General features: G+C 73.7%; 18 protein-coding genes. 11 read left to right on the top strand and 7 right to left on the bottom strand.

Annotation, left to right across the window (positions count from 1 at the left end):
* Positions 1-2 precede the first annotated feature (2 nt).
* Together ACI783_RS02235 and ACI783_RS02230 are read left to right on the top strand one after the other, a co-directional pair.
* Positions 3-1133 carry a DegT/DnrJ/EryC1/StrS family aminotransferase gene (locus tag ACI783_RS02235; RefSeq protein WP_457138937.1) on the top strand — a complete coding sequence of 377 codons (1131 nt, stop codon included), beginning with the start codon at positions 3-5 and terminating at the stop codon, positions 1131-1133.
* Positions 1130-2626: a lipopolysaccharide biosynthesis protein gene (locus ACI783_RS02230; RefSeq protein WP_457138936.1), complete on the top strand. Its 1497-nt coding sequence runs from the start codon at positions 1130-1132 to the stop codon at positions 2624-2626. Before ACI783_RS02235 ends, ACI783_RS02230 begins: the two co-directional genes overlap by 4 nt.
* Here the strand turns inward: ACI783_RS02230 and ACI783_RS02225 are convergent.
* Positions 2556-3593, bottom strand: a complete 1038-nt coding sequence (locus tag ACI783_RS02225; RefSeq protein WP_457138935.1) for a hypothetical protein — start codon at positions 3591-3593, stop codon at positions 2556-2558. The two genes, ACI783_RS02230 and ACI783_RS02225, sit on opposite strands and share 71 nt — an antisense overlap.
* Before the next feature lie 61 nt (positions 3594-3654).
* Here ACI783_RS02225 and ACI783_RS02220 point away from each other — a divergent pair, with 61 nt between their 5' ends.
* Together ACI783_RS02220 and ACI783_RS02215 are read left to right on the top strand one after the other, a co-directional pair.
* Positions 3655-4338 carry a glycosyltransferase family 2 protein gene (locus ACI783_RS02220; protein WP_457138934.1) on the top strand — a complete coding sequence of 228 codons (684 nt, stop codon included), beginning with the start codon at positions 3655-3657 and terminating at the stop codon, positions 4336-4338.
* A 13-nt stretch (positions 4339-4351) separates the two neighbouring features.
* Complete coding sequence (locus tag ACI783_RS02215; protein ID WP_457138933.1) at positions 4352-4795, top strand: DUF2304 family protein; 444 nt, start codon at positions 4352-4354, stop codon at positions 4793-4795.
* Here the strand turns inward: ACI783_RS02215 and galE are convergent.
* The 5 genes from galE to ACI783_RS02190 all read right to left on the bottom strand — a co-directional run bounded on the left by galE (position 4742) and on the right by ACI783_RS02190 (position 8972).
* A complete protein-coding gene (galE, locus tag ACI783_RS02210) occupies positions 4742-5698 on the bottom strand; it encodes a UDP-glucose 4-epimerase GalE (RefSeq protein WP_457138932.1) in 957 nt (318 codons plus the stop codon). The two genes, ACI783_RS02215 and galE, sit on opposite strands and share 54 nt — an antisense overlap.
* 40 nt (positions 5699-5738) lie before the next feature.
* Positions 5739-6560 carry a DUF1028 domain-containing protein gene (locus ACI783_RS02205; protein ID WP_457138931.1) on the bottom strand — a complete coding sequence of 274 codons (822 nt, stop codon included), beginning with the start codon at positions 6558-6560 and terminating at the stop codon, positions 5739-5741.
* Positions 6561-6645: 85 nt separating this feature from the next.
* Complete coding sequence (locus ACI783_RS02200; protein WP_457138930.1) at positions 6646-7314, bottom strand: CoA transferase subunit B; 669 nt, start codon at positions 7312-7314, stop codon at positions 6646-6648.
* A gap of 2 nt (positions 7315-7316) precedes the next feature.
* A complete protein-coding gene (locus ACI783_RS02195; RefSeq protein WP_457138929.1) occupies positions 7317-8126 on the bottom strand; it encodes a CoA transferase subunit A in 810 nt (269 codons plus the stop codon).
* 42 nt (positions 8127-8168) lie between these two features.
* Positions 8169-8972 carry a TIGR03089 family protein gene (locus tag ACI783_RS02190; RefSeq protein WP_457138928.1) on the bottom strand — a complete coding sequence of 268 codons (804 nt, stop codon included), beginning with the start codon at positions 8970-8972 and terminating at the stop codon, positions 8169-8171.
* Positions 8973-9142: 170 nt separating this feature from the next.
* On the opposite strand from ACI783_RS02190, the gene ACI783_RS02185 reads away from it, so the two are divergent.
* The 6 genes from ACI783_RS02185 to ACI783_RS02160 all read left to right on the top strand — a co-directional run bounded on the left by ACI783_RS02185 (position 9143) and on the right by ACI783_RS02160 (position 16327).
* Positions 9143-11488: a hypothetical protein gene (locus tag ACI783_RS02185; protein ID WP_457138927.1), complete on the top strand. Its 2346-nt coding sequence runs from the start codon at positions 9143-9145 to the stop codon at positions 11486-11488.
* On the top strand, positions 11485-11961 hold the full coding sequence (locus tag ACI783_RS02180) for a GtrA family protein (RefSeq protein ID WP_457138926.1): 477 nt from the start codon (positions 11485-11487) through the stop codon (positions 11959-11961). The genes ACI783_RS02185 and ACI783_RS02180 overlap by 4 nt, the downstream gene beginning before the upstream one ends.
* Positions 11962-12025: 64 nt before the next feature.
* A complete protein-coding gene (locus tag ACI783_RS02175; protein WP_457138925.1) occupies positions 12026-12604 on the top strand; it encodes an HAD family hydrolase in 579 nt (192 codons plus the stop codon).
* Entirely contained in the window at positions 12604-14832 is a 2229-nt protein-coding gene (locus tag ACI783_RS02170; RefSeq protein ID WP_457138924.1) for a lysylphosphatidylglycerol synthase domain-containing protein, read from the top strand. The genes ACI783_RS02175 and ACI783_RS02170 overlap by 1 nt, the downstream gene beginning before the upstream one ends.
* Complete coding sequence (locus ACI783_RS02165; protein ID WP_457138923.1) at positions 14820-15587, top strand: glycosyltransferase family 2 protein; 768 nt, start codon at positions 14820-14822, stop codon at positions 15585-15587. Before ACI783_RS02170 ends, ACI783_RS02165 begins: the two co-directional genes overlap by 13 nt.
* Positions 15587-16327, top strand: a complete 741-nt coding sequence (locus ACI783_RS02160) for a glycosyltransferase family 2 protein (protein ID WP_457138922.1) — start codon at positions 15587-15589, stop codon at positions 16325-16327. The genes ACI783_RS02165 and ACI783_RS02160 overlap by 1 nt, the downstream gene beginning before the upstream one ends.
* A 72-nt stretch (positions 16328-16399) precedes the next feature.
* On the opposite strand, the gene ACI783_RS02155 is transcribed toward ACI783_RS02160, so the two are convergent.
* Positions 16400-17917, bottom strand: coding sequence for an LCP family protein (locus ACI783_RS02155; RefSeq protein ID WP_457138921.1), 1518 nt, complete (start codon positions 17915-17917; stop codon positions 16400-16402).
* 293 nt (positions 17918-18210) lie between these two features.
* Between ACI783_RS02155 and ACI783_RS02150 the strand changes: the two genes are divergently transcribed.
* Positions 18211-19888: N-acetylmuramoyl-L-alanine amidase (locus ACI783_RS02150; protein ID WP_457138920.1), on the top strand; the 1678-nt coding region annotated here is incomplete at its 3' end.

The raw sequence follows: 19888 nt of genomic DNA, 5'->3' as shown, positions 1-19888 counted from the left end.
ACGTGGTGCTTCCCTACGGCCGACAGTCCATCGACGACGCGGACGTCACCGCCGTCGTCGACGCGCTGCGCAGCGACTGGCTGACCACCGGGCCGGCGGTGACGGCCTTCGAGGAGGAGATCGCGCGGCACGCCGGCGGTGTCCCGGCGGTCAGCGTCACCTCCGGCACCGCCGCGCTGCACGTCGCCTACGCCGCGGCGGAGGTGGGCCCGAGGGACGAGGTGGTCACCAGCCCGCTGACCTTCGTGGCCACGGCCGCGACCGCGGCGCTGCTGGGGGCGCGGGTGGTGTTCGCCGACGTCGAGGAGGACACCGGTGACCTCGACCCGGTCGCCGCGGAGGCCGCCGTCACGTCCCGGACGAAGGTGGTCGCCACCGTCGACTACGCCGGCCTGCCCGCGGACATGGACGCCCTGACGGCGCTGTGCCGGCGGACCGGCACGCTGCTGCTCGAGGACGCGGCGCACTCGATCGGCGGCAGCTGGCGGGGGCGTCCGGTCGGCGCGCTCGCCGACCTCACGACCTTCTCGTTCTTCCCGACCAAGAACCTGACCACGGCCGAGGGCGGGGCAGTGCTCAGCCCGCACCCGGAGGTCATGGCGCGGGCCCGTGCGTTCAAGAACCACGGACTGGTCCGGGAGCCGGAGCGGCAGCGGTACCCCGACGAGGGGCCCTGGCACCAGGAGGTGCACGGCTTCGGGCTGAACTACCGGCTCCCCGACGTGCTGTGCGCGCTGGGCACCAGCCAGCTGCGCCGGTTGCCGGGGTTCGTGGCGCGGCGGGCGGAGATCCACGCGCGCTACGACGCCGGCCTGGCGGACCTGGCCGGGGTCCGCCTCCCGGCCCGGCGCGCGGAGGCCGATCCGGCCTGGCACCTGTACCCGCTGCGGGTGCTCGGCGGCCGCCGGCGGGCTCTGTTCGAGCACCTGCGCGCGGCGGGGATCGGCGTCCAGGTGAACTACGTGCCGGCCTACTGGCACCCGGTGTTCGAGGACCTCGGCTACCGCCGGGGCATGTGCCCCCGCGCCGAGGAGTACTACGCGCAGGAGATCTCGCTGCCGTTGTTCACCGACCTCACCAACGCCCAGGTCGACCACGTCGTGGACGAGATCCGGGGGTTCCTGGGGGAGTGAGCTCGTCCCCGGCGGACGCCACCCGGCAGGTCCTCGGGCGCGGCTCGCTCTACACGCTGGCCACGGCCGCCCCCGCGGCGGCGGCCGTCGGGGTGCTGCCGGTGGTCACCCGGGTGCTGGACGCGCCGCAGTTCGGCGTGGTCTCGGTGGGGCTGGCCGTGGTGCAGGTCGGGCTGATCCTGTTCGGGCTGGGCCTGGGTGCGGCGGTGACCCGGGTCGTCGTGCTGGAGGGCGGTGGCACCGCGCGCGGTGCGGCGCTCGTCGTGCGCGGTGCGGTCCTGGCGGTGGCGCTCGGTGCCGTGTCCGTCGTCACCGGCCCGTGGTGGTCGCCGTGGCTGCTGGACCTGCCCTGGTCGGCCGCGCTCGCCTGGGCCGTGGTCGCCGCGGCAGCCGGCAGCGTGGTGGTCCTGGTCCAGTCGCACCTGCGCGGTACCGACCGGGTCGGGTCCTTCGTCCTGCTGGCGCTCACGGCGAACCTCGGCGGGCCGGCGGCCGGGCTGGTGCTGGTCACGGTGGGGACGGCCCGGGCCAGCGGGTACACCGCCGGGGTGGCCGCCGGCCAGTTGGTGGCTGCGGTCGTCGGCCTGGTGGCCCTGCTGCGGCGCGAGCAGCGCCGGGGTGGCCCGGGTGCGCTCGCCGACGGGCTGCGCCTGGGGCTGCCCACGCTGCCGCACCAGGTCTCCCTGTACCTCGCCGTCGGTGGGCTCGTGGTCATCGCGAACCACCTCATCGGCCCGGTCGCGGGTGGTCGGGCCAACATCGTCCTCACACTCGGGGTCGGCGGCACCGTGCTGATCGCGGCGATGAACAACGCCTGGGCGCCGGCCGTGTACCGGGCCGCCCCGGCCGACCGCCCCGCGGTGCTCGACGCGAGCACCCGCCGGATCGGGCTGATGGCGGCGCTGGTCGGTGGCGCCGTCGCGCTGTCCGGGCCGTGGCTGCTGCGGCTGCTGGCGTCGGCCGACTACGCCCCCTCCGAGCTCGTGGCCCCGCTCGCGGCGGTCACCGCGGCCACCGTCCTCTCGGTGCCCTACCTGGCCAGCGGGCACCTGGTGTTCGCCGTCGGGCGCACCGGTGGGCTGGCCCTGACCACGCCGCTGAGCGTGGCCGCCGGGCTCGCCGCCGGTGGGCTGGCGATGGCCGCCTGGGGGCTGATCGGGCTCGCCGTCGGCTACCTGACCACCTACGTCGGGCTGGCCGTCGGTACGACCGTGCTCCAGCGCCGGGTGTCGCCTACCCCCTGGTGGCCGCCGTTCATGCCGCTGGCCCTGACCGTCACCGTCGCGGCCTCGACGGCCGGTGCGCTGCTGCCGGCCGACGGCGCGGGTGCGGTCGTGCGTCTCGTCGGGGCGGTGCTCGCCATTGGTGCGCTGGGCGCCGTCCTGCTGGACGCGGTACGACCGGGGGCGCTGCCCCGGCGCCTCACTCGACCGGCAGCGGCTCGGGCGACGACGGGGGGAGCCGGCGGGGGAGCCGGCGGGGCAGGTAGCTGAGCGCACCGCGCAGCCAGGCGCCGGTGGACACCCCGGGCGTCGTGGCGGTGCCCTCCGGCGGTGCCGGTGCCTCGCGGGTGAGCTGCAGCCGGGCGCGCTGCAGGGGCGCCAGCGCCCAGTAGTCGAGCAGAAGGGTGGGGGCAGGGGAGTTCCAGCCGAGCGTGGTGCGCAGCTCCTGCGGCGAGCGCAGGTGCGCCACCCCGAGCTCGTCGGCGGCCAGCCGCTGGACGACGCCGGCGTCCAGCTGCTGCCCCTGGAGCTCCGGCCACAGCTCGCGGACCCGGTCGTAGGCGGAGGTGTCCTCCCCGTCCAGGTGCAGGGGGTCGCCGTAGACGGCGACGTCGCGGCCGAGCTGGGCGGCGTACAGCACCGGCGTGGACAGCCGGTTGGAGACCACCCGGTCGGCCCGCGCGAGCATCGTCCAGAGGCGGCCGAGGAACGCCGGGTCCATCCGGGGCCCGAGGACGACGCAGCGGTGCCCCGCGCCGCGGTAGGCGGCGAGGATCTCCGGGTCGCGTGCGTCGGCGGCGTACAGGCAGACGGTGGCCGGCCCTTCGACCTCGGCCCAGTGCCGTGCCAGGCCGGCGTGGTCACCCCGGATCCGCTGGGTCTCGATGCCGTGCACCGGCATGATCACGGTGCGGTCCTCGGGGCGCTGCTGCGGCGGGCGCGCGCCGGCGCCCGCGGTCAGGTAGAGCCACGGGGCGCCGATCGCCACGGTCTCGACTCGCCCGTCCGGCGACCACGCCCGGGAGTGGTGGCTCCACACGAACAGCCGCCGCCGGCCGGTGGGCCAGCCGCGGCCCCCGCCGGTCGACAGGGACGGGAAGTCCCGGAAGTGGGTCTCCACGGGGCTGCCCGCGGTCCAGCCGTGCTGGACCAGACCCGGGATGTGCCGCGGACGCGACAGGCCGGCGTGGGCAGCCAGGGCGGAGCTGTGCCCGTAGTAGTGATTCTGTGACTCCATGTCGATGGCGACTCTACGACCTGGTCCGGGTTACGCTCGACAGGCTGTGAAGGAGTCGACGATGCCGTTGCGTGCGGCGAGGCCGGACACGTGGGTCGTCATCCCGTTGTTCAACGAGGCGACCGTCATCGGTGACGTGGTCCGTGACCTGCGCACCGAGTTCTCCTGGGTCGTGTGCGTCGACGACGGGTCCAGCGACGGCTCGGCGGAGGTGGCCCGCTCCGCCGGTGCGGTGGTGGTGCAGCACCCGGTGAACCTGGGGCAGGGCGCCTCGCTGCAGACCGGGATCGAGTACGCGCTGCGCGACCCGGGGATGCGGTACGTGGTGACGTTCGACGCCGACGGGCAGCACCGGGTGGCCGACGCCGCGGCCATGGTCGACCGGCTGGCGTCCGGAGAGGCGGAGGTCGTCTTCGGCTCCCGGTTCCTCGACGACCGCACCCAGCCGAGCTGGGCCAAGCGCGCCCTGCTGCGGGCCGCGGTCGTCTACACCAACTCCACGACCCGGGTCCGGCTGACCGACGCGCACAACGGGCTGCGCGCCCTGAACAGGCGGGTGGCCGATCACCTGGAGATCAAGCAGAACCGGATGGCGCACGCGTCGGAGATCGTGGAGCAGATCGGGAGCGGTGGGTTCCGCTACGTCGAGCACCCCGTGCACATCCTCTACACGGAGTACTCCCGCTCCAAGGGTCAGTCGATGCTGAACTCGGTCAACATCGTCACCGAGATGTTCTTCAAGTGAGGGGTGCCGCCCGGTGCTGATCCAGATCGTCCTGCTCGCCGGGATCGTCCTGCTCGCCGCGGCCCTCCTCCGCCGCTCCGGCGCCCGCCACCAGGCGATCCGCCGGCTGGCGCTGCTCGGCTTCGGCGCCTTCGCCGTCACCTCGGTCGTGGTGCCCGACATCTGGAACGAGCTGGCCGAGATCGTCGGGGTCGGCCGCGGTACCGACCTGCTGCTCTACGGCACGATCATGGTGCTTCTGGGGTTCATCACGACGTCCTACATGCGCTTCCGGGACCTGGAGCACCGCTTCACCAAGCTGTCGCGGCGGATCGCCCTCGACGAGGTGCCGGCGCCGGGTGAGCTGGCCGCGCTGCTGCCCGGTGCGCCGGGCGAGGCCGAGGGCGGGCACCGCCCCCAGGCCTCACGCCGGGCGTCCGCGCCAGCCGAGCCAGGCGCTGGAGACCATCTCGCGTAGGTCCCGTTCCGCGCGCCACCCGAGGGCGGCGCGGATGGTGGCGTCCGACGCCACCACCCGGGGGGCGTCACCGGCCCGCCGCGGCAGCACCTCCGGCTCGGTCGGCAGACCGGTCACCGACCCGATCACGTCCAGCACCTCCCGCACGCTCGCACCGGTTCCCGTGCCGACGTTGAGCAGCAGGTCGGGACCGCCGGCGTCCAGGTGCTCCAGCGCGGCGACGTGCGCCTGCGCGAGGTCGGCGACGTGGATGAAGTCACGGATGCAGCTGCCGTCCGGGGTGGGGTGGTCGCCGCCGAACAGCAGCGGGGCACGCCCGGACGAGAGCCGCTCGAACACCATCGGGATCAGGTTGGTGACCGCCACGTCGGTCAGCGCGGGTTCGGCCGCGCCCGCCACGTTGAAGTAGCGCAGGAGCGCGTACCGCAGGCCGTGGGCGTTCGCCGCGGCCCGGGTCATCCACTCGCCGATCAGCTTCGTCTCCCCGTAGGGGGACAGCGGCACGGTGGGCGTCTCCTCGGTCACCTGGTCGACGTCGGGCATGCCGTACACGGCCGCGGAGGAGGAGAAGACGAGCAGGTCGACCTCGCGGGCGCGCATCGCCTCCAGCAGCGTGAGCAGCCCGGTGACGTTCTCCCGGTAGTAGTGCAGGGGCAGCGCCACGCTCTCGGCGACCTGCTTCTTGGCGGCCATGTGCACGACGCCGCGGACCCGGTGCTCCACCAGGACCCGCTCCAGCAGGTCGCGGTCGTGCACGCTGCCGCGGACCAGGGGCACGTCGACCAGGTGGTCCCGCCCGGTCGACAGGTCGTCGAGCACCACCACCTCGTGCCCGCGGGCGGTCAGTGCACGCACGACGTGCAGTCCGATGTACCCAGCGCCACCAGTGACCAGCCAGCTCACCGGGTGAGCTTAGGCGACGGGCGGTGCGCCGGGCGGGATCTCAGTCCAGGAGCCGGGAGACCGCCGACAGTCGCGCGTCGCCGGCCATCGACGCCAGCCAGGTCGCCCAGCCCGGTCGGGTGCGCACGGCCTCCAGGGCGCTGCGGGCGGCGGCCCGGTCGCCCCGGCGGGAGGCGGCGAGCGCGGCGTAGAGGTCGCGGGCGCCCTCCGGCGCGAAGACGGCCAGGGTCTCGTAGTCCCGCTCGTCGTAGGCGCGCTGCAGGTTGCGGAGCATCCGCAGCTGGGCCACCGGGTCGCCGGAGTCGTCGACCCGCAGGTCGATCCGGACGCCGTCGTCGTCCTCGGTGGCCGGCTCGCCGCCGACCACCAGCAGGGCGGCGGACTGCCGGCCGCGCAGGTCGCCGCCGGCGTCCTGACCCGCGGTCAGCGCGGCCAGCAGCCGGTCGGCGAGCGGGCCGCCGGCGGAGCCGAAGGCGGCCGACATGGCCGGCAGCACGTCGGGGGAGGTGAGCATGTTGCCCTGCACGCTGAAGCCGTCGCCGAGCAGGTGACCGCTGGCCGGCAGCGACCCGCGCCCGGTGTCGGCGGCGACCCGGCCGCCGGCGTCGAGCACCGCGATCTGCCGGTCGACGTCCTCGGCGGCGTGCGAGGCGTGCCGCACCAGGTCCTCCGGCGAGGTGCCCGCCGCCAGGCCGGCCATCAGCGAGGTGCCCAGCCCGCGCCGGCTGCGGGCCTGCACGGCCACCACCCCGACGCCGGGTCGGACGGTCGGCACGGCGCGGCCGACGGCGAGGATGCAGGAGGAGACCGCGATGCCCAGGTCCCCGGTGCCCGGGTCCCGGGCGATGACGGAGAAGGTCATCGTCTCGTGTTCCTGCTGCGGCGCCGGCCTCCGTGCAGGGGCCCGCGCCGAGCGTGCGAGGGGTGGGGGGCAGGGAGGTCCTTCTTCACACGCCCGCCGGGAGGGACATCGTGGGGACGTCGGCGGGGACCTCCAGCGGTGCGCCGGTGGCGGCCAGGACGTCGTCGGAGGTGACCCCGGGGGCGGTCTCGCGGAGCACCAGCCCGGTGCGGGTGACGTCGATGACGGCCAGGTCGGTGACGATGCGGTCGACGCACGCCTTGCCGGTGAGGGGCAGCGAGCACTCCGCGACGATCTTCGCCGACCCGTCGCGGGCGGTGTGCTCCATCATCACGATCACCTCGCGTGCCCCGTGGACCAGGTCCATCGCGCCGCCCATCCCGTTGACCATCTTGCCGGGGATGAGCCAGTTGGCCAGGTCCCCGGCAGCGCTGACCTGCATGGCGCCCAGGACGGCGACGTCGACGTGGTGGCCGCGGATCATGCCGAAGGACAGCGCGGAGTCGAAGTAGCTGGCGCCGGGCAGGACGGTGACCGTCTCCTTGCCGGCGTTGATCAGGTCGGCGTCCTCCTCGCCCTCGAAGGGGTAGGGGCCGACGCCGAGGATCCCGTTCTCGCTCTGCAGCACCACGTGCACGCCGTCGGGCACGTGGTTGGGCACCAGGGTGGGCATGCCGATGCCCAGGTTGACGTACTGCCCGTCGCGCAGGTCGGCGGCGACGCGGGCGGCGAGCTGGTCGCGGGTGAGCGCCATGGTCAGGCCTCCGTGGTCTCGGTGCCGGCAGCCGCGGGGGTCGCCGCGCTCGGGCGGGGGCGGGTGGTGCGCTTCTCGATCTTCTTGGCCGCGGCCGGGTCGGCCGGGTCGACGGCGACCACCCGCTGCACGAAGACGCCCGGCAGGTGGACCGCCTCCGGCGGGATCTGCCCGGGCTCGACGAGCCGCTCGACCTCGGCGATCGTCACCCGGCCGGCCATCCCGGCCAGCGGGTTGAAGTTGCGCGCCGACTCGCGGAACACCAGGTTCCCGTGCCGGTCGCCCACCGCGGCACGGACCAGCGCGAAGTCGGCGGTCAGCGCCGTCTCCAGCACGTAGTCGGTGTCGCCGAACCGGCGGGTCTCCTTCGGCGGGCTCGTCGCGACGACGTTGCCGTCGGCGTCGTAGCGCACCGGGATGCCGCCGTCGGCGACCAGCGTGCCCACCCCGGTGGGCGTGTAGAAGGCCGGGATGCCGGTGCCTCCGGCGCGCAGCCGCTCGGCCAGAGAGCCCTGCGGGGTCAGCTCGACCTCCAGCTGCCCGGACAGGTAGAGCCGGGCCAGCTCCTTGTTGCCGCCGACGAAGGAGCTGATCGTCTTGGCGATCCGGCCGGCGTAGAGCAGCACGCCCAGCGCCTGGTCGTCGACGCCGCAGTTGTTGCTGATCGTCGTCAGCCGGTCGGCGCCCTGCTCCAGCAGGGCGCCGATCAGCGCGAACGGCACTCCGCAGAGGCCGAACCCGCCGACCGCCAGGGTGGCGCCGGAGGGGATGTCGGCAACGGCCTCACGTGCGCTGGGGACGACCTTGTCCATGCGGCTGACCACCGTCTCTCGTCGGCTGGGCCGGCGGAGGAGTCAGACGGGGTGGCCCAGCTCGCGGATCCCGTCGAGCTTCGTGCCGAGCGTAGCGGTGACCCGCTCGGCCTCGGCCCGGCTCTGCAACTGGGTGGAAGCCGCGTCGTGGACCAGCACCACGGAGGCCCCGGCCGCCAGGGGCGCCAGCAACCAGGCCACCGGGCCGGCCTCGGTCGCGGTCCGCTCGTCGACCAGGACCCGGTCCCCGGCGGCCAGGCCCAGCCGGGCGGCCAGCTCTTCGGCGGTCCGGGTGAGCTGGCCGAGGGTGAGCTCCACCCCGCCGGCGATCAGGCCAGGTCGCGTCGGGTCGACCGGCTGCCAGGGGGTGAAGACGTCGCCCTGCCCCCGCACCTCCAGCGCGAAGTCGCGGGCCGGCCCGGTGTAGCCGGTCATGCCCATGCCCAGCGGGTGCAGCGAGAGCCCCAGCAGCTCGGGCAGCCCCTGCTCCTCCAGCGGCGGCAGCCGGTCCTGGGCGGCGAGCACGACGTCGGCGGCGGTGAGCCGGCCGTCGTCCTCGACGGCGGTGTCGAGCACCGCGGCCCCGCAGCTCCAGACGCCGAGCAGCACCGCGGCCGTCTGCCAGTGCACCGGCAGCGCCACCGCCACGGTGCTGCCGGGGGCGGTGTCGAACTCCTCCTGCAGCAGGTTGGCCGCCTTCGCCACCCAGTTGGCCAGCGTGGTCGCCGACAGCTCGACGCGGTCGCCGGAGGCGTCGTCGTACCAGGTGATCAGCGGCGCCGCGGGGTCGCGCCGGACGCGGGCGGTGAGCAGGTCGGCGGGGCCGCTGGGAGGGGTGTGGGTCACGCGAACAGCGTGGCACCCGCCCACCCCGGCTCCCGCCATCGGTGGCCCGCCGGAGCTACAGTCGGGCACCGAGGGGCGCCGTCGCCCCGGGCAGAACGAAGCCGTCGCCGTCCGTGGCCGAGGCTCGTCGTGCGGGCCGGTGGTCCGCGCCCGACCGGGAGGCCGAGGAGATGACCACAGGGACCGCTGCGCCCAGCGGCGCCTCCGCAGTCGTCCAGCGCACCGGCAGGCGGGCCCCCGACGGCCCCGGACGACGCCGCACCGCGGAGTGGCTGCTCGGGGCGGCCACCTACGGTGGCCACCTGGTCGTGCAGGTGGTGCAGCTCCTCGTGCTGCACCAGTTGGCCCCGCGCTTCTTCTGGCTCGACGACTCCCAGTCCCAGTTCGGGCCGATGACCTGGTGGATGGGCCGGAACCAGCAGGACGGGCGGCCGCCCCTGATGGACCCGGACCTGGGCCAGGCGGGCAACCTCGTCGCGGACATGCAGTACGGCGCGCTCGACCCGCTGCACTGGGGGCTCCAGGCGCTGGCCGCCCAGACCGACGACCTGCTGCTGATGTCCTGGCTCTTCGGCGGCGGCTGCGTGCTGGGCCTGGGAACCGGCGCGCTCGTGCTGCTGCGTCACCACGGGGTCCCGCGGCCGCTGGCGGTCGCCGGCGCGGTCGGGATCGCCTCCAGTGGCTTCTTCCTCTGGTACGGCAGCTCGTGGTGGCCGCTGATGTGGAGCGTCGCCTGGCTGCCCTGGTTCTGGTGGGGGCTGGCGACGCGCCGCTGGTGGGGTGCCGCCGTGCTGGCGCTGGCCACCTGGGCGCTGCTCACCTCGGGCAACCCCTACGTCCTCTTCTTCGCCCTCGCCATCATCGTGGCCCAGGCCGTCGAGCGGGTGCGGGCCGCCGGGTCCGTGCGGGCCCTGCTCGGTCCGGCGGACGCCGCCCGCGCCCTCGCGCTGTTCGGCGGGCTGGCGGTGGCCCTGCCGACGCTGCTCAGCACCGTCGAGCTCTCCCCGTACATGTCGCGCCAGGGCGCGGAGCCGGTCATCGGCAACGCGGGGTTCGGGGTGCCCAACCTGGCCGACGTCGTCCTCGGCGGCGCCACGCTCATGGGGCAGACCAACGCCTGGACCGGCGCCGTCCAGGTGGTGCCCGCGATGGCGACGCTGGTGGTCGCGCTGCCGGCGCTGGCCCTGGTGCGCTGGCGGACGGCGCTGCGCCACCCGGGCGTGCTGACGGCGCTGGCCGTCTACGTCCTGGCCGTCGTCCTCACCCAGCTGCCGACGACCGTGTCGGTGTTCCGCTACCCGTTCCGGTACCTGGTGATCGTGCAGGTGATGCTCCCGCTGCTCGCGCTGATCGCGGTGACGGCGGCTCCGGCGCTGGAGCGGAAGCGGCTCCGCCTGGCGCTGCTCATCGTCGGGGCGCAGGCCCTGCTGGCCTGGTTCCGGGCACCGCTCTTCGTGCGCTGGCACGTGCTGGCGGGGGTGCTGGCCGTGGTCGCCCTGGGGTGCCTCGTGGTCGCCCTGCGCCGGCGTCCGCCCTGGGCGACGGTCGCGGCCGGTGCCCTGGTGGCGCTCAGCGCCGGGTCGCTGTTCCTCGGGGTCGGGATGATGCTCTCGGTGCAGGAGCGGGCGGACGTGCTCGAGGGGGCGACCTCCGAGACGGAGGGCCCGTTCCGCTCGCTGCCACCCGGCCGCGAGCTGGGCACCACCGAGGCCGACTACCGGGCCAACGCCCTGGTCACCGACGGCGTCGCCACCGTGATCACCACCGACTTCGGACCGGCGATGGGGTGGCCCAGCGGGGTGCTCCGGGGCAACGGCAACCTGGTGGCCGGGTTCGCGACCGGCGGTGGTTCGCTGGCCGTCTGGCAGCGCGGCGTGAACGAGCACTGGTGCCGTGACTACGACGGCACGACCTGCGGCGAACCGGAGAGCCTGCTCGCCCGCGCGCCGGGCACCGGGCTGGCCTGGGTCGACCTGCTCTCCTCGGACCGGGTGCTCCTCGGCACGGTTCCGCAGGCGGTGCGCGACCACTTCGAGTCCACGTGGACCCCGGCCGGCCGCGTCGGCGACCTGGACGCGTACGTGCGGCGCGACGACCTCCCCGGTCGGGTGACCGCCGCCCGGGACGTGAGCGTGACGCAGCAGCCCGGGCACTCGGGCCTGGCCCACGGTGGAGAGCCGATGGACGTCTACACCGTCAGCACGGGGGCGTCCCCCGGAACGGTGGTCACCCGGATCCCCTACTGGCCGGGCCTGCGCGCGACCGTCGACGGTGCGCCGGTCGAGGTCGGGGCGATCGACGACGCGGTGCTCAGCCTCGAGCTCCCGGCCGGCCTGCGGGACGCTCGACTGGAGATCTCCTACGTCCCCGTCGGTGAGCGGTTGCTCGTCCCCGCCTTCGTCGTCGGTGGGGTGCTCACTGCGGCCGCGGTCCTCACCGCGCTGATCGCCGACCGGCGCAGCCGGCGACGCCCCGCCGCCGCTGCGCCCGCCGACGACGGGGCGGTCGCTGCGTGAGCGGGGGAGCGCGGGCCCAGCTGCGCCAGCTGCTGCAGTTCCTGCTCGGGTCGTGCCTCGGACTGGCCGTCGACCTGTCGGTGTTCGCCCTCGGGATCCGGCTGGGGGCGGCGCCGTGGCTGGCGAACACGCTCAGCGCCGGCTGCGCCGTGGTCGTCGTCTACCTCTTCGTCACCAAGTACGCGTTCCGGGGCGGGCGGTCGCGGTCGTCGTTCCTGATGTTCGTGGCCTGGTACGTGACCTCGATCCTCGGGTTCTCGCTGCTGATCGAGCTGCTGCACGTCGTGACGGGCTGGGCGCCGTTCCTCTGTAAGTTGGTCTCGTTGCCGTTCTCGTTCGCGGCGAACTTCGGTGTGAGCAAGGTGCTGTTCCGGCAGCGTCCCGCGGCCGTCGTCCCGGGCGCCGGACCAGCGCCGGGCGGGTCCGCGGTCGAGGACACCGAGGGCGGCGTGCGTCCCCGACGGGCGGTGTGACCGCCCGATGACGCTGCGGACGGGCCAGCGGACGGGCCAGGCGGAAGGGCTACAGGAGGGCTTCGTGGACGTGGGTGGGGGGGCGGGCACCGTGCGGGCACTCCTGTTCGACCTGGACGGGACGCTGGTGGACACCAGGGAGGCCAACTTCCTGGCCTACCGGGACGCCTTCGCCGCGTCCGGGCACGACCTGACCCCCGAGCAGTTCGAGACGACGTGGGGGCGCGACTCGCGCGACTTCATCCCCGACCTCCTGCCCGGCATCGACCAGGCGGGGGTCGACACGATCCGGGCGGCCAAGAGCCGCCGCTACGCCGACCTGCTGGACCGGACCAGTGCCAACACCGCGCTGGTCGCCTTCCTCCGGCTGGTCGCGCCGACCCACCGGACGGCGCTGGTGAGCACGGCGAAGTCCGGCAACGGCAGGCAGATCCTCGACGCCCACGGACTCACCCCGCTGTTCGACGTCGTCGTCTGGGGCGACGACGTGCAGTGCAGCAAGCCCGACCCGGAGGGGTACCTGCGGGCGCTGGAGCTGCTCGGTGCGGAGGCGGCGCACTCGCTGGCGTTCGAGGACTCCGCCACCGGCCGGGCGGCCGCGCTCGCCGCCGGTCTCCCCGTCCTCGAGGTGCCCCACTTCTGATGCCGCAGCCCCGATACTCCCGCGGCCGGCTGGTCCTCATCGTCGTCGCGCTGGTGTCCCTCGCCGTGTTCACCGCGGCCTGCTGGTCCTCGCTGACCGAGGTGTGGAACCGGCTCGCCGACGGCCTCACCGGTGGCGACTGGGCCCTCCTCGGCCTGGCGTCCCTGGTCCAGCTCGCCGGGCACGTGCTGCGCGCCGCGCGCACCAAGGTCCCGCTGGACAACGTCCGCCGGGGCAGCCTGGCGGGCCAGTTCCGGCACCTGTCGATCGGCTACCTGTTCAACGTGGTCTTCCCGCTCCGGGTCGGCGAGGTGGTCCGCGCCTACCTGGTGGCCAAGACGGTGCGGATCAGCTTCCTGTACACGCTGCTGGCGGTCCTGCTCGAGCGGCTCATCGACGTCGTGCTGGTGTCGGTCGCCTTCCTGCTGTTCATCGGGCTCGTCGGCGTCCCGTTCAGCGGGGTCGTGCCCCTGGCCGCGGCGGTCGCGCTGGTGGTCGCGGTCGCGCTGATCGCCTCCTTCGCCGCGCTGGTCCGGGAGAACGCCCTCCTCATGCGGCTGGCCTGGCAGGCGACCGCCTGGCTGAACAGCGACCTGGAGAACCGCGCACGGTTCAAGATCTGGTCGGTCATCTTCGGGTTCCAGCGGTTCTTCCGGCAGCGCCGCCAGCTGGTGCGCTACGGCGTCCTGGCCCTGGCGTCCTGGGCCTGCTACATCGCGGCCGCGGCCGTGGTCGCGCTGGTCGTCTTCCCGGCCCTCGGCGGCCGGGACCTCGTGGTGGCCACGGCGGCGCCGGCCGCGGTGGTCAGCCCCAGCCTCGGCAACGGTGACCCCGGGAGGTACCTGGCGGACGCGACGTCCTTCCTCGGGAGCAGCGGCCTGGACGGCCCGGCGGTCGCGGTGTTCGCGGCGGCCGCCTGGGCGTTCACCAACGTGCCGGTGCTCCTCGTCGCCGTCGTCGCCCTCTTCGTCAACTGGGCCCGCCGCACCAGCGACCCGCTGGCCGGGGTGCAGCCCGCTCCCGCCGACCGGTACGTGAACAAGCTCGGTCGGGAGGAGGACATCTCCGGGTCGATGACCCACTTCCTGGACGCGTACTTCCAGCGCCAGGAGCTCAGCCAGGTCATGCACCGGCTGGAGGTCAACGGCAACGTGAGCCTGGTCCGCTTCTTCAAGGGCGGCTCCAACGCGGTCACGCTGCTGGCCACCGACGGCACCGACCTCTTCGTCAAGAAGATGGTGCCGCTGGAGCACGCCCACCGGCTGAAGAACCAGTACGACTGGCTGGCTGCGCGCAGCTCGCACGAGCAGCTCGTCACCGTGCTGCGCGAGGAGCACGCACCGGACTTCTACGGCATCGACCTGGAGTACCGGCCCTCCAGCGTGCCGCTGTTCGAGTACGTCCACGAGAACTCCTTCACCGAGTGTGCGGCGAAGCTCAGCGACGTGTGGGCCTACATGTACGACCGGGTCTACGACGTGGCGCCGCTGGCCGACCACGCCGACCTGCGCGACGACTACGTCGCCGAGCGGCTGGTCGGCCGGTTGCGCGCCGCCGCCGGCTCGCACGAGGCGCTGGCCGAGGCGATGCGCGGGGACCGGATCGTGGTCAACGGCCGGGAGTACGACAACGTCGACCGGGTGATCGAGCGGATCCGGGGGAGTGAGGCGGCCTGGCGCGACCTCGCCACCTACCAGGAGTCGACGGCGATCCACGGCGACCTGACCGTGGACAACATCCTGGTGGACATGAGCAGCCGCGAGGTGCTGGTCATCGACCCCTCCGACGACAACCAGGTGCGCGGGCCGATCATCGACTTCGCCCGGCACCTGCAGTCGCTGGAGTACGGCTACGAGTTCCTCAACGAGGACGAGACGCCGGTGCTGCTCGGCCGCGCCGGGGAGCTGCCGGAGATCGTCTTCCGGGACAGCCGGTCGGCCCGGTACGCCGAGCTCGCCGACCACGTGAGCACGACGATCATGCCGCGGTACCTGAGCCCCGCCGAGCAGCGCGCGGTCTACTTCCACGTCGGGCTGTTCTACGGGCGGATGCTCACCCACCGCGTGGTGATCAACCCGGGGACGGCGCTGAAGTACTACGGCGTCTGCGTCCTCGCGCTCAACCGCTTCATCGACCAGTACGAGCTGCCCCGGCGCGACGACCGGGTGGACGACATCTTCGGCACGGAGCCGAGAGAAGGGCAGGTGTTCCAGCCGTGGACGCCGTGATCGCGATCCCCGCGTACAACTGCTCGCCGCAGATCGGCCGGGTGCTCGACGAGATCACCGACGAGGTGGCCGGCCGGGTCCGCGAGATCTGGGTGATCGACAACCGCAGCACCGACGACACCCTCGAGCGTGCGCTGGAGTACCGGCGGGGCGGTCGCCTGCCCAACCTGCGGGTCTTCCGCAACCGGCAGAACAACAGCCTGGGCGGCACCCACAAGGTGGCCTTCGAGCACGCCCGACGGGCCGGGCACAGCCACGTCGTGATCCTGCACGGCGACAACCAGGCCAGCAGCGCCGAGGTCGGGTTGCTGCTCGACCACGCCGAGGCGCACCCGGAGACCCAGACGGTGCTCGGCTCGCGGTTCAGCCGCCGGTCGCGGCTGCACGGCTACGATGCCAAGCGGGTCTGGGGCAACCGGGTGCTCAACGCGGTCTACAGCGTGGTCACGCTGCGCCGGCTGGAGGACCTCGGCTCGGGGCTCAACCTGTTCGCCCTGCGCGACCTGGACCCGGCCACCTACCTGCGGTTCGCCGACAAGCTGACGTTCAACTACGAGCTGATCCTGGACCTGGTCGCCCGCAAGGTAAGGTTCGCCTTCGTGCCGATCACCTGGCGGGAGGAGGACCAGGTCTCCAACGCGCGGAACTGGACCATCTTCCGCACCGCGCTGCGGAACCTGGCGCTGTGGCGGCTCGGTCGCCGGACGACCCAGCCGGTCGAGGGTCGCGACTACGAGTGGGACGAGGTGCAGTGATGGCCACCCTGCAGGTGCTGATGCCGATGGGCGGGCTGGGCACCCGGTTCCGCAAGGTCGGGATCACCACGCCCAAGCCGCTGATCGAGGTCGGCGGGGTGCCGATGTTCCAGCGGGCGCTGCGCTCCTTCGACCCCTGGCAGGGGGAGAAGTCCGTCACCGTCGTCGTCCGGGAGGACAACGACCGGGAGTTCGACCTGGCCGCCCGGGTGCGGGGTGTGGAGCCGTCGGCGGAGATCGTGCTGCTCGACCACGACACCCGGGGGGCGGTGGAGACCTGCCTGGAGGCGCGGGACCGGCTCGACCCGGACCAGCCGCTGGTGATCATGGACTGCGACATCGCCTTCGACAGCCCGGAGTACTTCCGGGTGCTCCAGGCCGCGGTCGAGCGCCAGGACGTCGACGGGCTGCTGCTCTCCTTCCACTCCGACCTGCCGCGCTACAGCTTCGCCGAGGTGGGCGCCGATGGTCTGGTCACGCGCACCGCGGAGAAGCAGGCGATCTCGACCGATGCGCTGATGGGCGTCTACTCCTTCACCTCGGCCCGGGTGTTCCTCGATGCGGCCGAGCGGCTCGTCGCGCGGCAGATCGACGCGGCGATGCCGGAGTACTACGTCTCCCTGGTCTTCAACGAGCTGATCGGCTCCGGTCGCCGGGTGGGCCTGGTCCGCGGGGACTTCTACTGCTTCGGCACACCGGAGGAGCTGGCGGCGTTCGAGGAGACCGGCGCGCCCGTCTGAGCCGCCGCGGCCGGCGCGCCGCCGGGTCGACCCGGGCCGTCGTCGGCGCCCTGCCCGGGTGCCGGCGACGGCTCAGTTGATGCAGCTGGTGTCGGCGGCGGTGCGCGGTGCCTCGGCCGGGGTGCTCGGGGCGACCGGCTGGGCGGTGACCGGCTGGCCGATCCCGTTGAAGTCCGAGCCCAGGACCAGCTGGACGGTGCCGCTGGTGGCATCGGTGACCTGCTTGGTGACCGCGCCGGGGACCGTGGCGGCCAGGGTGGCCGCCAGGCCCTCGTCACCCGCGGCGTGGCGGATCTCGGTCACCGAGTAGTCGGAGGAGTCGGCGTTGGCGGTCCCGGCCACGGGGAAGCCGGCACCCTCGAGCTCGGCGGCCGCGCTGGCGGCCAGGCCGCCGATGCCGGAGCCGTTGTAGACCTCGACGGTGACCTGGGCCGGGGCGACCGGGGCCGGCGCCTCGGCGGTGGCGTCGGCGGGCGGCTCGGGTTCGGCGTTCAGCTCGGCGAAGAAGGCGTGCAGGGTCTCGGTGTCCTCGAGCTGGACGATCGACTTCCCGTCCTCGGTGGCGGTGCCGACGTTGGGCACGGTCTGGAACTCGATGCCGCCGGCGGTGACCGACTGCATCTGCTGGGCCAACTGCAGCAGGTTCAGGTTCTGGTCGACCGTCAGCGAGTCCGCGGCGGCCCGCACCAGTTCCCGCTGCTTGCCCAGGTCGAGGAGGACGTCCTCGGACAGCATCTTGCGCAGCACCCCGCCGATGAACACCTGCTGGCGGACGATCCGGTCGAAGTCACCGCGCGGCAGGTTGTGCCGCTGCCGGACGAACTTGAGCGCATCGGCGCCGCTGATGGTCTGCACGCCCGCCGGGAACACCGCGCCGGACCACCGTGAGTCGTCCACCGGCTCGCACAGGTTCACCTCGACGCCGCCGACCACGGAGGTCAGCTCGAAGAAGCCGAGCAGGTCGACCTCGGCGTAGTGGTCGATCTGCAGCCCGGTGAGTCCGCTGATGGTCTGCACCAGCAGCTGCGCGCCCTGGGCGTTCTTGGCCTCCTCGGAGGCGCCGTCCGGGGCGTTCATCCGGCCGTAGGCGTAGGCGGCGTTGAGCCGTTCCTTGCCGTACCCGGGGATCTGCACGTACGAGTCGCGGGGGAAGGAGACGAACGACGCCTTCGACCCGTCGGCCGGGACGTGCACCAGGATCATCGTGTCGGTGTTGAGGCCGGAGTCCTCGCCGGCCTGCAGCTCGACCATCTGCTGCTCGGTGAGGTTGGCCCGGCTGTCGCTGCCGACGAGCAGCAGGTTCATCGCCTCGCCGGTGCGCACCGTCTCGTCGTTGCCGTCGCTGGGGATGGCGTCGGTGCGGTTCACGGTCGCGTCGGCGACCCGGCCGAGGTACCAGCCCCACCCGCTGGTGGCCAGCACGACGACGGAGACGACCAGGGCCACGACCCGGCCGGTCCAGGCCAGCCGACGGTCACCGGGACCGTCGGCGGTGGCGCTGCCGCCCGGTGCCCGGCCCGCGCGGGGGTCCAGGCGCGGCGGCAGTGGGCGGGGCGCGGTGGCCCGGCGGCGCTCGTCGTCTGTGCTCATGCGGTGTCCTCACGTCGAGGTGCCGACGTCGGCGCACTGCCCCCGGTGGGGCCAGTCGTCCAGCGGCGCGATCACGTCGGACTGTACGTCGCGCGGCTGGGTGCGCCGGCTGCTCCGGACGAGCACCCGACGACGTGTCCACCCCAGGCGTCCCACCGGTCCCAGCGGGCTCCGCGCCGGCACCGCCGTGGGCGTGTCCGGCTCAAGTACCCGGCGCAGGGGCCGATGGTCAATGGAGCAAGCGGTCGGCAGCACCAGGCCGACCGAGCAACCGTTCACCGAAGGACCCGCCCGTGCGCCGCATCCTGACCGGACTCATCGCCTTCCTCCTCCTCACCGGCACCTTCCTGGTGCTCCCCGTCTACGCCGAGGAGGGGCCGCAGGCGCAGCCGGTGGTCACCTCCAGCGACGAGGTGCCGCTGGGGTCCGTCGAGGAGCCGGCGCCGGAGGTCGAGGTCCAGGAGGGCACCACCGACCCGGTCGAGGGCGTGCCGGCCGCCGCGCCGACCCTCTCGCTCACCCGCACCGACACCGCGCCGTTCTCGCTGGTCGGCGTCACGTGGGCGTTCGACCCGCAGGTGTCCGACACCGTGGTGCAGGTCCGCGTGCGGGACGCCGAGGGCGTCTGGGGCAGCTGGACCGAGGTCACCCCGGAGACGGCCGACCAGCAGGCGGTGGACACCGGGGCCCGGCTGCGCGGTGGCACGAGCCCGTTGTGGACCGGCCCCGGCACCGGCGTCCAGGTCGAGCTCGTCACCCGCTCCGGTGCGCAGCCCACCGACGTGGCGCTGGACCTGATCGACCCGGGGAGCAGCCCCGCGGACGGTGCGCTCGACGACCCGGAGATCACCGACACCGCGCACGCCGCCGCCACCATGCCCGCGATCTACTCGCGCGCGCAGTGGGGCGCCGACGAGCGGATCCGCACCTGGGACCCGCAGTACGCGTCGACGATCAAGGCGGCGACGCTGCACCACACGGCGGACTCCAACAGCTACTCCGCGGCCGACGTCCCGGCGATCATGCGGTCGATCTACCGCTACCACACGGTGAGCCTCGGCTGGGGCGACATCGGCTACAACGTCATCGCCGACAAGTTCGGCCGCCTCTGGGAGGGGCGCTTCGGCGGGCTGGCGAGCACGGTGATGGGCGCCCATGCGGGCGGGTTCAACACCGCGACCTTCGGCGTCTCCATGCTGGGCAACTACGACGTCGTGCCGGTGCCCCAGGCCACCGTCGACGCCGTCGTCGCGGTCATCGGCTGGAAGTTCTCGCTGTTCGGCATCGACGCCCGGGCCACGACCACCCTGCGGTCCAGCGGGGGCGGCACCTCGCGGTACGCCGCCGGCACGTCGGTCACGCTCCCGACGATCTTCGCGCACCGGGACGTCGGCTCCACGGCGTGCCCGGGCCGGTACGGCAACGCCCGGCTGGCCGAGATCCGGGACCGGGTGGCCGACCTGGGGACCTCCGCCATCTGGCTGGTGCGCAACAGGTACGACTCCGACCCGGCGGCGCGCGCCCTGCTCGGCGCGCAGGTGACCGCGCCGACCCTGACCCCCGACGGCTCGGGCGCCTACGCGCACTACGCCAAGGGGTCGATCTATGCGTCCCCGGCCACCGGCGCGCGCATCCTGCGCGACGCGGTGCGGGAGAAGTGGGCGTCCCTCGGGTACGAGCGTTCCGCCCTGGGCTACCCGCTGACCGACGTCACGGCCATCTCCGGTGGGGCCGGCGCCTTCGCGCACTTCCAGAAGGGCTCGGTGTACTGGTCGTCGGCGACGGGTGCGCGGGTGCTGTCGGGTGCTGTGCTGGAGAAGTGGGGCACGACCGGCTGGGAGAACGGGCCGCTGGGTTATCCGGTGTCGGATGTGACGTCGTTGGCCGGTGGGGTGCAGTTCGCGCACTTCCAGGGTGGGTCGGTGTACTGGTCGCAGGGCACGGGTGCGCGGGTGGTGTCGGGTGTGGTGC

Source organism: Modestobacter sp. SYSU DS0511, assembly GCF_054050755.1.
This window is presented reverse-complemented; position numbering and strand designations above follow the sequence as displayed.